9 protein-coding genes are annotated in these 10,008 nt (G+C 59.2%); 6 read left to right on the top strand and 3 right to left on the bottom strand.

Translation table 11 applies throughout. The features are described from left to right. The 3 genes from ACIQVE_RS13385 to pabB form a co-directional block, all read left to right on the top strand. Positions 1–635, top strand: a 635-nt coding sequence (locus ACIQVE_RS13385; protein WP_402808862.1) for a 7TM domain-containing protein, incomplete at its 5' end; no start/stop codon positions are given. Continuing rightward, positions 635–1,621 (top strand): alpha-L-glutamate ligase-like protein, encoded by a 987-nt coding sequence (locus tag ACIQVE_RS13380; RefSeq protein WP_402808860.1) that lies wholly within the window; start codon positions 635–637, stop codon positions 1,619–1,621. The genes ACIQVE_RS13385 and ACIQVE_RS13380, both read left to right, overlap by 1 nt. A gap of 821 nt (positions 1,622–2,442) precedes the next feature. After that, on the top strand, positions 2,443–3,786 hold the full coding sequence (gene pabB / locus ACIQVE_RS13375) for an aminodeoxychorismate synthase component I (protein WP_402808857.1): 1,344 nt from the start codon (positions 2,443–2,445) through the stop codon (positions 3,784–3,786). 79 nt (positions 3,787–3,865) lie between these two features. Here pabB and thrH read toward each other — a convergent pair whose 3' ends face one another. Continuing rightward, entirely contained in the window at positions 3,866–4,483 is a 618-nt protein-coding gene (gene thrH, locus ACIQVE_RS13370) for a bifunctional phosphoserine phosphatase/homoserine phosphotransferase ThrH (protein ID WP_150601328.1), read from the bottom strand. Between the two features lie 164 nt (positions 4,484–4,647). Here thrH and ACIQVE_RS13365 point away from each other — a divergent pair, with 164 nt between their 5' ends. Next, complete coding sequence (locus tag ACIQVE_RS13365) at positions 4,648–5,382, top strand: phosphoadenylyl-sulfate reductase (protein WP_402808853.1); 735 nt, start codon at positions 4,648–4,650, stop codon at positions 5,380–5,382. A 120-nt stretch (positions 5,383–5,502) separates the two neighbouring features. On the opposite strand, the gene ACIQVE_RS13360 is transcribed toward ACIQVE_RS13365, so the two are convergent. Further along, positions 5,503–6,426 carry a LysR substrate-binding domain-containing protein gene (locus tag ACIQVE_RS13360; RefSeq protein WP_402809033.1) on the bottom strand — a complete coding sequence of 308 codons (924 nt, stop codon included), beginning with the start codon at positions 6,424–6,426 and terminating at the stop codon, positions 5,503–5,505. A gap of 127 nt (positions 6,427–6,553) precedes the next feature. On the opposite strand from ACIQVE_RS13360, the gene ACIQVE_RS13355 reads away from it, so the two are divergent. Beyond that, the gene (locus ACIQVE_RS13355; RefSeq protein WP_402808851.1) at positions 6,554–7,300 is read left to right on the top strand and encodes a 3-oxoacyl-ACP reductase family protein; all 747 of its coding nucleotides are present in this window, start codon (positions 6,554–6,556) and stop codon (positions 7,298–7,300) included. A gap of 78 nt (positions 7,301–7,378) precedes the next feature. Here ACIQVE_RS13355 and ACIQVE_RS13350 read toward each other — a convergent pair whose 3' ends face one another. Further along, positions 7,379–8,074, bottom strand: coding sequence for an HAD-IA family hydrolase (locus tag ACIQVE_RS13350; protein WP_402808849.1), 696 nt, complete (start codon positions 8,072–8,074; stop codon positions 7,379–7,381). 246 nt (positions 8,075–8,320) lie between these two features. On the opposite strand from ACIQVE_RS13350, the gene ACIQVE_RS13345 reads away from it, so the two are divergent. After that, on the top strand, positions 8,321–10,008 hold a 1,688-nt coding region (locus tag ACIQVE_RS13345), incomplete at its 3' end, for a DUF6531 domain-containing protein (protein ID WP_402808847.1).

Below are 10,008 nucleotides of genomic sequence, written 5' to 3'. Positions count from 1 at the left end.
ACTCGCTGTACGGCCTGCCGCTGCAAACCCAGCAGACGTTCATGATCATGGTGATGATCCCGATCGGCGTGCTGGTGATCCTGATCCTGCGCAACCTGATCGGCCTGCAGACGCTCGGCACGTTTACGCCGGTGCTGATCGCCCTCGCCTTCCGTGAAACGCAGCTCGGCTTCGGCATCCTGCTATTTACTGTGATTACCGCGCTGGGCCTGTCGTTACGCTCGTATCTGGAACACCTAAAGCTGCAAATGCTGCCGCGCCTATCGGTGGTGCTGACGTTTGTCGTGGTGTTGATCGCGGCGATCAGCCTGTTCAGCCATAAGCTGGGCCTGGAACGCGGCCTGTCGGTGGCGCTGTTCCCGATGGTGATTCTGACCATGACCATCGAACGTCTGTCGATCACCTGGGAAGAACGCGGTGCCAGCCATGCAATGAAAGTGGCAATTGGCACGCTGTTCGCGGCGTCCCTGGCGCACCTGATCATGACCGTGCCGGAGCTGGTGTACTTCGTATTCACCTTCCCGGCGATCCTGCTGATTCTGGTGGGTTTCATGCTGGCGATGGGTCGTTATCGCGGTTACCGCTTGACTGAACTGGTGCGTTTCAAGGCTTTCCTGAACAAGGCTGACAGCTGATGTTCGGTTTCTGGAAGACCTGGAAGGCCCTGGAAGCCCGGGGCATCATGGGCATCAACCGGCGTAACGCCGACTATGTGCTCAAGTACAACAAGCGCAGTCTGTACCCGATCGTCGATGACAAGATCATCACCAAGGAACACGCGATCAAGGCCGGCATCAACGTGCCGGAGCTGTACGGCGTGATCTCCACCGAGAAGGAAATCGACAAGCTCGGCGAGATCATCGGCACGCGCAACGACTTCGTGATCAAACCGGCACAAGGCGCGGGCGGCGACGGCATCATTGTCGTTGCCGACCGTTTCGAGGGCCGTTATCGCACAGTGTCGGGCAAAATCATTGCCCACGAAGAGCTTGAGCATCACATCTCGAGCATCCTCACCGGCCTGTATTCGCTGGGCGGCCACCGTGATCGCGCGCTGATCGAATACCGCGTGACCCCGGATCAGATCTTCAAGAGCATCAGCTACGAAGGCGTGCCGGACATCCGCATCATCGTGCTGATGGGCTACCCGGTAATGGCGATGTTGCGCCTGCCGACGCGTCAATCCGGCGGCAAGGCCAACCTGCACCAGGGCGCCATCGGCGTCGGTGTGGATCTGGCGACAGGCCTGACGCTGCGCGGCACCTGGCTGAACAACATCATCACCAAACACCCGGACACCACCAACGCAGTGGACGGCGTGCAACTGCCCTACTGGGACGGTTTCATGAAACTCGCGGCCGGCTGTTATGAGCTATGTGGCTTGGGTTACATCGGTGTGGACATGGTGCTGGATCAGGAAAAGGGCCCGCTGATTCTTGAGCTCAATGCGCGTCCGGGGCTGAATATCCAGATCGCCAACGATTGCGGGCTGACGTTGCGTACCCATGCGGTGGAAGCGCGACTGGAAGAGCTGAAGGCGCGTGGCGTGAAGGAGTCGGTTGAAGAGCGGGTGGCGTTTACGCAGGAAATGTTTGGGCATATTCCTGCGGTAGAGGGCTGAAAAGCTGGAAAGCTGAAGAGCCCCTCACCCTAACCCTAACCCTCTCCCGGAGGGAGAGGAGACTGACCGAGGTGGATGTTCGAGTGACATCGACCTGAAGTACCGAGTCGAACTCGGGGAAAAGCCCCTCACCCTAGCCCTCTCCCGGTGGGAGAGGGGACTGACCGCGGTGGATGTTCGAGTGACATCGACCTGAAGTACCGAGTCGAACTCGGGGAAAAGCCCCTAACCCTAGCCCTCTCCCGGAGGGAGAGGGGACTGACCGCGGTGGATGTTCGAGTGACATCGACCTGAAGTACCGAGTCGAACTCGGGGAAAAGCCCCTAACCCTAACCCTCTCCCGGTGGGAGAGGGGACTGACCGAGGTGGATGTTCGAGTGACATCGACCTGAAGTACCGAGTCGAACTCGGGAAAAAGCCCCTCACCCTAGCCCTCTCCCGGTGGGAGAGGGGAATGACCGAGGTGGATGTTCGAGTGACATCGACCTGAAGTACCGAGTCGAACTCGGGAAAAACCCCCTCACCCTAGCCCTCTCCCGGTGGGAGAGGGGACTGACCGAGGTGGATGTTCGAGTGACATCGACCTGAAGTACCGAGTCGAACTCGGGCACGAAATTCTCCTGGTCTCAAGTCGAGCTCAGGCATGGAATTCTGCTGATCACAAGTCGAACTCAGCCTCTGAAAAGCATGAAGATCTGCTCCCTTTCCCCCTCGCCCCCTTGGGGGAGAGGGCTGGGGTGAGGGGGTAGCTTTTGATTTTGATCTAGCCGCCGAGAAGACTACAATCCCCACCCCGCCTCAACGGCCGATCTGCCCCGCCCATGTTGACCTGTTCCGTACACCCGCTGCCCTACCGCGCCAATCCCGCCGACTACTTCGCGGCAATCCGCAACGCCCCCGGCGCAGTGCTGCTCGACAGCGGCCGGCCGGGTGCCGACCGTGGCCGGTATGACTTGCTCAGCGCCTGGCCGCTGGAACAACTGGCCGTCTTGCCGGACGAAAGCGGCAGCCTGTTCCTGCAACGTCTGCGGGATAATCTGAGCCGTTTGGGTGAGGCTGATTTACCAGTGGGTTTCGAGCTACCGTTCGCGGGCGGCTTGATCGGTTATCTGAGCTACGACTTCGGTCGACACCTGGAACACCTGCCAAGTCAGGCGCGGGATGATCTGCAATTGCCCGACGCACGATTTGGTCTGTACGCCTGGGCGCTGATCAGCGATCACCAGACCGCCACCAGCCAACTGGTTTTTCACCCGTCCGTGGTCGACAGCGAAAAGCAGCGCTTGATTGCGTTGTTCACTCAACTGCCTACTGACTCACTGACTCCGTTCAAACTGAACAATCCGATGGCCGCCGACCTTTCGGCAGACGATTACCGCCAGGCCTTCGAACGCATCCAGCAGTACATTCAGGCCGGCGACTGCTATCAGGTCAACTTCGCCCAGCGCTTCCGCGCGTCGTGCCAAGGCGATCCATGGCTGGCCTATTGCGCGCTGCGTGAAGCCTGCCCGACGCCGTTTTCCGGGTTCCAGAGCTTGCCGGACGGCGGCGCGGTGTTAAGCCTTTCACCGGAACGCTTCGTCAAAGTCAGTCAGGGTCAGGTGGAAACCCGCCCGATCAAAGGCACCCGCCCGCGCGGTCTGACGCCGGCCGAAGACGCAGCCAATGCCGCCGAACTGCTGGCAAGCCCCAAGGATCGTGCGGAAAACCTGATGATCGTCGATCTGCTGCGCAACGATCTGGGGCGCACCTGTCGCATCGGTTCGGTGCGGGTACCGGAGCTGTTCAGCCTGGAAAGTTATCCCAACGTCCATCATTTGGTTAGCAGCGTGACCGGTGAACTGGCGCAGGATCGCGATGCGCTGGACCTGATCGCCGGCAGCTTCCCCGGCGGCTCGATCACCGGCGCACCGAAGATTCGCGCGATGCAGATCATAGATGAACTGGAACCGACCCGGCGCGGCTTGTATTGCGGTTCGTTGCTGTATCTGGACGTGCGTGGCGAGATGGACAGTTCCATCGCGATTCGCAGTCTGCTGGTCAAGGATGGGCAGGTGTGCTGCTGGGGCGGCGGCGGGATTGTTGCCGATTCGGACTGGCAGGCGGAATATCAGGAGTCGATCACCAAAGTGAAAATCCTCCTCGAAACCCTGCAAAACCTTTAAAAGCTTCGCGAACAGGCTCGCTCCCACATTTGGAACGCTGTGGGAGCGAGCTTGCTCGCGAAGGCGTCTTCACAGACGACTACAAACTCAACTCCCGATTCGAGGCCTTCAGAAACTCCTGTTTCAGTTCAGCAAACGTGTGCACCGCCGGAAACTGCGGGAACTCGCGAATCACGTTATCCGGCGCATGGAACAGAATCCCCGCATCCGCCTCGCCCAGCATTGTCGTATCGTTGTATGAATCCCCGGCCGCAATCACCCGGTAATACAGGCTCTTGAACGCCAGCACCGACTGACGCTTGGGATCCTTCTGACGCAGTTGATAGCTGGTGACCCGACCGGTTTCGTCGGTAATCAAACGATGGCACAGCAAAGTCGGGAAACCCAACTGACGCATCAATGGCTGGGAGAATTCGTAGAAGGTGTCCGACAGAATTACCACCTGGAAGCGCTCGCGCAGCCAGTTGACGAACTCCACCGCGCCGTCCAGCGGCTTCAGTGTGGCAATCACTTCCTGAATGTCAGAGAGCTTCAGGCCGTGCTCATCGAGGATGCGCAGACGTTGCTTCATCAGCACGTCGTAATCGGGAATATCCCGGGTGGTGGCCTTGAGGGATTCGATTCCGGTTTTTTCGGCGAAAGCGATCCAGATTTCCGGCACCAACACCCCTTCAAGATCCAGGCAAGCAATTTCCACAAGACACTCCCGTTTTGTATTGATTATTGAGTCGAGCGATGCCGAACTCTAGCGGCTCCACCACAGCCGTGCAACGCACAGCGTGCCCCGCCCCGCGCAGCTTTTTGTTACCATCGGCGCCATATAGAGCGCCCAGCGCCACCGACCTGTAGGAAGCCGCCCTGATGAGCCCAACGTTCGATGTCGTGGAACTCGCCACGACCTATGCCAACAAATCCGCTCAGGACATCCTGAAACTCGCGTTCGCCGAGTTCGGCGATGATCTGTGGATATCTTTCAGCGGCGCCGAGGATGTGGTGCTGGTGGATATGGCCTGGAAGCTGAACAAGAACGTCAAAGTGTTCAGCCTCGACACCGGCCGCCTGCACCCGGAAACCTATCGCTTCATCGAGCAAGTCCGCGAGCACTACAAGATCGACATCGAAATCGTCTCGCCGGACTACACGAAACTCGAACCGTTCGTGAAGGAAAAAGGCCTGTTCAGTTTCTACAAGGATGGCCACGGCGAATGCTGCGGCATCCGCAAGATCGAGCCGCTGCGACGCAAGCTCTCCGACGTCAAAGCCTGGGCCACCGGCCAGCGCCGCGACCAGAGCCCGGGCACGCGCAGTGCCGTGGCGGTGATGGAAATCGACAGCGCATTCTCGACACCGGAACGTACCCTGTACAAATTCAACCCGCTGGCGCAGATGACCAGCGAAGAGATCTGGGGTTACATACGCATGCTGGAGCTGCCGTACAACAGCCTGCATGAGCGCGGTTTCATCAGCATCGGTTGCGAACCCTGCACCCGCCCTGTCCTGCCGAACCAACACGAACGCGAAGGCCGCTGGTGGTGGGAAGAAGCAACCCAGAAGGAATGCGGGTTGCATGCGGGGAATATCATCAGCAAGGCCTGAACCTGGCGACTGATGACCCCACTCCCACAGAATCACTGTCGGTCACAAATCTTGAGACCGACGCAAAACCTGTGGGAGCGAGCCTGCTCGCGATGACCGCGACTCGGTCCCAAGCCTTGCTCAAACAGCACTAAACCGCTGCGCCAACCCCCGCTCCAAAAACTGCTCAATCACAAAATCGACAAACGCCCGGGTCTTGCCAGGCAACAATTTGTGCTCGGCGTAATAGATTGAAATGTTGCCGTCATCAACAAACCAGTCCGGTAACACCCGCTGCAACGTGCCCGCCTCCAGATAACCCAGCGCAAACGGCATGCTGACCAACGCAACTCCCAAACCTTGCGCCGCCGTGGCGCAAGCGGCCTCGGAATCGCTCATGGTCATCCGCGCCTTGAGCGTCAGCGGGCTGTGCTGCCGAGTGCGGTGCGTCAGATGCCAGGAACGCACACGTCCGGTTTGCGGGGAGCGGATCAGAATCCCGTCGTGTTGCTTGAGATCGTCCGGCTCGGTGATCGGAGCGCTTGCCTTGAGATAATCGCTTGAGGCTACCAATACTCGATGCGCCGGCGTAAGTCGCCGCGCGACCACACCTTGGGGCAACTCGAAACCGCCACCAATGGCAGCATCGAAACCCTGCGCGATCAGATCGACCTGTCGGTTATCGAAATGCCAGTCCGGGTTGATCGCCGGAAATCGCCGCAGAAACTCACCCAGCAACGGCACTATATAGAGACGGCCAAACACCGTGCCCATGCTGACTTTCAAAGTGCCTGCCGGTTGCCCTCCGGCGCTGGCAAGATTCGCCACCGCGTTCTGGATCGTGGTCAGACTGGTGCTGACTTCGCTCAAAAACAGCTGCCCCGCCTCGGTCAGCGTCAGGCTGCGAGTACTGCGCTGGAACAACCGCACGCCGAGCCGTGCCTCGAGTTTCGCCACACTTTTGCCGACCGCCGCCGGGGTCAGGCTCAAACGCCGTGCGGCTTCGGCGAAACTGCCAACTTCGGCGCTGCGCACAAAGCATTCGATACTGCTGAAGGTTTCCATAGGCATCACTATAAACTTTTGGTTTACACAGACTATAGCAAGCAGGGTCTACACGGCTGTGGATCAGAGGTCGATACTTGGCTCCAACAACAAGGCACTCCCGCCTTGAAGAGTCTGGAGATCGAACATGACCACTCAACACCTCAGCGGCAAAGTCGCTCTGATTCAAGGCGGTTCCCGTGGCATCGGCGCCGCTATCGTCAAACGTCTGGCCGCTGAAGGCGCTGCTGTAGCCTTCACCTACGTGAGCTCCACCGCCAAAGCCGAAGAGTTGCAGAACAGCATCACCGCCAACGGTGGCAAAGCCCTCGCGATCAAGGCCGACAGTGCCGACGCAGCAGCCATCCGCCATGCGGTCAGCAGCACGGTTGAAGCTTTCGGGCGACTGGACATTCTGGTGAACAACGCTGGCATACTGGCCATCGCGCCACTGGAAGATTTCAAGCTGGAAGACTTCGACCAGACCCTCGCGATCAACGTGCGCAGCGTGTTCATCGCCTCGCAGGAAGCCGCCAAACACATGGGCGAAGGTTCGCGCATCGTCAACATCGGCAGCACCAATGCCGACCGCATGCCCTTCGGCGGCGGCAGTGTGTACGCAATGAGCAAATCGGCACTGGTCGGTTTGACCAAAGGGTTGGCCCGTGACCTCGGCCCACGCGGCATTACCATCAACAACGTGCAACCCGGCCCGGTCGACACCGACATGAACCCGGCACACGGCGACTTCGCCGAAAGCCTGATTCCGCTGATGGCTGTAGGTCGTTACGGCACCGCCGATGAAATCGCCAGCTTCGTCGCCTACCTGGTGGGCCCGGAAGCCGGTTACATCACCGGTGCCAGCCTGACCATCGACGGTGGTTTCGGCGCCTGATATTTCTGAGTCGCCGGTACGAAAAACGCCGCCCCTCCTTTAACAGAGGGGCGGCGTTTTTTGCTTTCTACCGTTCGATCAAGCCCATTCCAGCGCCGGCAAACCACAGGCACCTGGCGTAAACGCCTTCAACGAACGCAGAATGCCGTCGGCGTGTGCGTATTTTTCATCGGCCATGGCGGCGTCAGGAATGGCGATAGCCGTCATACCCGCCGCTTTTGCTGCGGTAACTCCAAACGGCGAGTCCTCGAACACCAAGCAATCCTCAGGCGCCACGCCCAGGCGCCGGGCCGCGGTGAGGAAAATATCCGGGGCCGGTTTGGCTGCGCCGACTTCCGGATCGTCCGCCGTGACAATGAAATCGAACAGCGCAAACCACTCGCGGTGCAACGTGGTTTTCTGACCGAACGACTGTCGCGACGAACTGGTGCCCACGGCGATTGGAATGTTGTGGGCCTTTAGGTGACGAACCAACTCTTCCGCACCCGGCATCGCCTGGGCCTTGGGAAAACGCTCGCGCATCAACGGCTCGCGGATCACCAGAAACTCTTCGGCAGTGATCGGCAGATCCAGCGCTTGTACCACGTAGTTCGCCAGATCGTTGGCACCGCGGCCAATGATGTTCTGCTTGACGCTCCAGTCGAAGGTGCGCCCGTAACGCTCGGCAATCATCGAGGTGACCTCGGTGTAAATGCCTTCGGTGTCCAGCAGCAAACCGTCCATATCGAAAATCACGGCCTTGATCGGGCCGAACGCCTTCAGCGGTGCATTCATCATCGGATCCGTTATCAAAGACAGCCCAGGCGGCGGATAGCGCCGCTGCTCGGATCTGATTAATGGGTTCAGCAGCATAACGAGCACAGCCGACATTGAGCAACGGGCAATGTCTGTTGAGGCGATGAACTACTCGCAGGCAAATAGCGAAACGCCCTACAGACATTGCCTACCTTCCCGACTTCTTTCCTTTCTGATCCCCCGCAAAGTCCGCGCACCTTTTTTCACATGCGCGAGTGACTGCGAATGCTTCCACCCGATCGGCTTCTGCCCCTGAACAACAGCATCGGCCTGCTGGTGGTTGCCGCCCTTAATCCTGAGCACCCGGACTTCGAAACCCTTATCCGGGAGTTTCGCCTGTGCCTGAACAACTACGAAGCCTGGGCCGAACAGTTCTGGATGGGCTCGGCGCTGGATATCGAGCAGGTGTTCAAAGTCGGCAACGACGTAAACCTCAGCGCCCCCGTCAACAGCCGTAAACCCATCAGTTCTTCTGTGTTCATGTGCCCGGCCAGTGGCCCCTTGACCCTGGTGCACATGTTCGAAACCGCTCGTTTTGTACCGATCGGCAACACCCCGCTGACGCTCGAACCGGTGACTGCCGATGTCGGCGGCGTGTTGACCTTCGGCGAACCGCAACATTATGAAATCGGCCCGAGCGGCATTCTGCAGGTGAGCGATTGCGACAGGGGCCAGCGTTATCGCATCACCTTCTTTCCTGATGTTTCCACCCAGCATGTCCGGGCGCTGTATGCCTCTTATGAGACTGTCATCGGTGGCCTGGAAGATTGGTTGCGCGGTGAATGGACTGGGTTTCAACCACTCTGGGCGGAGTTTTCCAGCGCCGGATTTCTCGACCGTTTCGGTCAACTGCAACAGGCCGATTGGCGCGGATTCGAGAATGCCCTGCACGGCGTATGGGATGACATCAAACAACTATTCGCCCTGCTCGCCGACTTGCAGGCCAACAGCGAAAAACTGCTGGATTACCTGAGCGCCGTTGAACTGGACGCCTTGCTGCAGGCCTCCCACGAAGCCATTGCCAACGGCCTGTTGATGCTCAGCGACGAGCCGCTGCTGTTCATTCATCTGGCGGCGTTCACCAGTTGGCTGAAGATGCTGCCACCGCAATACCTGGCGGAAGTGGTTGCAGAAGTCCGTGTCGAGTTGTTGATCAGTTTCCTGTTGATGCGAGTGTCTGGCGGCGTTGGCGTGCAGCTGCGTTTGAGCAGCAAAGTGCTGGCGAAAATCAAATCGCCGCGCGCGCGGGAGTGGCTGGCGGCTTCTGCTTTGCGCTTGGCTGAACTGAGTTCTTCGCCGGATTTGACGCGCCATGCCGGCGTTTTGAGACCGCTGATGCTCAATGTGCGTGACGTTGAGCTGAAACCGACGCCGTCGATTCCGCTGGATATTCGTCAGGCCGATTCCGTGATTTTGACGGTGCCGAATCCGGCGCCCCTCTCACGGGACAAGTCGCAGGGCATGAGCCGGATGCAGCGCCATGAGCCTCACGATGACGCGTCCGAACAGGCAAAAAACCCCAACGGCGACAGCGCCGATTGCGTGCCGCACACCTGCACCAATGGCTGCCCGGTGTCGATGGTTACCGGCGAGGAACTGCTGACCCTGACTGACGGCGTGCTTGATGGGTTGTTGCCATTCGAGTTCACCCGCTTGTATCGCACCAGTGCCGCCGAGATCGATGTCGGGCTGGGATTTGGCTGGAGTCATTCGCTGGCGCATCGACTGGAGTTCGATGGCGATTGTGTTGTTTGGGTTGACCATGAGAACCGGCGTACACGGTTCCCGTTGCCGAGCGTTGAGCGGCCGGCGATTCATAACAGCCTGTCGCGGGCGGCGATTTTTCTGGGGGATGAACCGGAGGAACTGGTCCTCGCACTGGCGGGGGATGCGGCGCAGTTTTATCACTTTCG

It is taken from the genome of Pseudomonas sp. NPDC098747 (assembly GCF_044760045.1).
GTDB lineage: Bacteria > Pseudomonadota > Gammaproteobacteria > Pseudomonadales > Pseudomonadaceae > Aquipseudomonas.
This window is presented reverse-complemented; position numbering and strand designations above follow the sequence as displayed.

Coding starts and splice junctions, on each gene's coding strand:
- ACIQVE_RS13360 (WP_402809033.1), bottom strand. CDS start 6,426: ATGGAAACCTTCAGCAGTATCGAATGCTTTGTGCGCAGCGCCGAAGTT.
- ACIQVE_RS13350 (WP_402808849.1), bottom strand. CDS start 8,074: ATGAATGCACCGCTGAAGGCGTTCGGCCCGATCAAGGCCGTGATTTTC.
- ACIQVE_RS13380 (WP_402808860.1), top strand. CDS start 635: ATGTTCGGTTTCTGGAAGACCTGGAAGGCCCTGGAAGCCCGGGGCATC.
- pabB (WP_402808857.1), top strand. CDS start 2,443: ATGTTGACCTGTTCCGTACACCCGCTGCCCTACCGCGCCAATCCCGCC.
- ACIQVE_RS13365 (WP_402808853.1), top strand. CDS start 4,648: ATGAGCCCAACGTTCGATGTCGTGGAACTCGCCACGACCTATGCCAAC.
- ACIQVE_RS13355 (WP_402808851.1), top strand. CDS start 6,554: ATGACCACTCAACACCTCAGCGGCAAAGTCGCTCTGATTCAAGGCGGT.